The following is a 1,810-nucleotide window of genomic DNA, read 5'->3' as shown; positions in this document are numbered from 1 at the left end:
ATACCACCGCCCGGCCGGTGCGCTCGAACAGGCCGGGGTCGGCCGCCGAGCGCTTCAGGATGGCACCGCGCGGGGCGAGGTTGCCGAACAGGGCGACCAGGCCGCCCTGCGGCGTCACCGGCTCCATGCGCGCGCGGATCACGCTCCGATCGACCCATGAAGGTGCCCGCTCGATCCGCTCGCCGATCGTCTCGCCGGTGACGGTCGGGCAGTCCAGGTGCAGGAGGTCGCGCAGTTCCGCCAGCAGCGCCGGCACGCCGCCGGCCGCGTCCAGATCCTCCATGTAGTGCTGGCCGCTGGGCTTCAGGTCGATCAGCACGGGCGTGGTGTCGCTGAGCTGGTTCAACCGGTCGAGGTCGATGCGGATGCCGGCCCGCCCGGCGATCGCGGTCAGGTGGATGATGCCATTGGTGGAGCCGCCGATCGCGAGCAGGACGCGCAGCGCGTTCTCCACCGAGCGCTCGGTGACGATCTTCGCCGGGGTGAGGTCGGAGCCGATCAGGCCGGCGGCGATCTTGCCGGTCTCCTCGCCGATCCGCAGGCGCTCGGCATCCACCGCCGGCACGGCCGCCGAGCCTGCCGGCATCATGCCCAGCACCTCGGCGATGATCGCCATGGTGCTGGCCGTGCCCATCACCGCACAGGTCCCGGCCGTGGTGGCGAGCCGGCCTTCCACCTGCCGGATGTCCTCGTCGCCGACCTCGCCCGCCCGGTAGCGCCCCCAGAACCGCCGGCAGTCGGTGCAGGCGCCCAGCCGCTCGCCGCGATAGCGGCTGGTCGACATCGGCCCGGCCACGAGCTGGACCGCCGGCAGGCCTGCCGAGACCGCGCCCATGAGCTGGGCCGGCACGGTCTTGTCGCAGCCGCCCACCAGCACCACCGCGTCCATTGGCTGGGCGCGGATCATCTCCTCAGTGTCCATCGACATCAGGTTGCGGAATTTCAGGCTGGTCGGGCTGAGGAACACTTCGCCCAGCGAGACGGTCGGGAAGACCAGGGGCAATGCACCCGCCGCCAGCACCCCGCGCTTGACCGCCTCGATCAGCTCCGGGAAGTGCCGGTGGCAGTTGTTGAAGCCGCTGCGCGTGTCCGCGATCCCGACGATCGGCCGGTCCAGCATCTCCCGGCTGTAGCCCATGGAGCTGGCGAACGAGCGGCGCAGGTAGCGGCTGAACGCGCGGTCCCCATAGTTGGTCAGCCCCCGGCCGAAACCCTCGCTCTTGTCCTTCATCCAGACTGCTCCAGTTGCCGATCGCGTCGGCCGGCACTCCGACCCGCATTCCCTCGCGGCAAAGCATGCCCGATCGGGGAAGCGCCGCACAGGCGGCTGCCAGTGGCCGGCAAATCCCCTAGGCTGGCCGGGCAGTGCGTGCGGTGCGCCGCAGCGGCGACGGCGAAGGGAACCCCATGGAGGCGGTGCAGGTGGCCGAGAACCGGCATGAGAAATACGAGCGGCTGATCGAGGCTACCCAAGCAATCCCGTCGATCGTCTGCGCGGTGGCGCATCCCTGCGACGCCAGCTCGCTGAGCGGCACGGTGGAAGCCGCGGAAGCCGGGATCATCGTGCCGATCCTGGTGGGGCCGCAGGCGAAGATTCGGGTGGTGGCCGAGCAGGCCAGGCTGGACATTACTGCCTTCGAGCTGGTCGACACCCCGCACAGCCATGCCGCAGCGGCCAAGGCGGTGGCGCTGGTGCGCGAGGGGCGGGCGCAGCTCCTGATGAAGGGCAGCCTCCATACCGACGAGCTGATGGCCGAGGTGGTGCGCAAGGAGAGCGGGCTGCGCACCGAGCGGCGGGTCAGCCACGTCT

Annotated in this window: 1 protein-coding gene and 1 pseudogene; one reads left to right on the top strand and one right to left on the bottom strand. The window is 70.7% G+C overall.

Annotation, left to right across the window (positions count from 1 at the left end):
• On the bottom strand, positions 1 to 1,231 hold a 1,231-nt coding region (locus tag EQG76_RS26975; RefSeq protein WP_159718039.1), incomplete at its 3' end, for a dihydroxy-acid dehydratase.
• 176 nt (positions 1,232 to 1,407) lie between these two features.
• Here EQG76_RS26975 and EQG76_RS26970 point away from each other — a divergent pair.
• Positions 1,408 to 1,810, top strand: a pseudogene (locus EQG76_RS26970) (phosphate acetyltransferase); the annotation flags it as partial.

Origin of the sequence: Geminicoccus flavidas (genome assembly GCF_009806515.1) — a bacterium.
Classification (GTDB): domain Bacteria; phylum Pseudomonadota; class Alphaproteobacteria; order Geminicoccales; family Geminicoccaceae; genus Geminicoccus; species Geminicoccus flavidus.
This window is presented reverse-complemented; position numbering and strand designations above follow the sequence as displayed.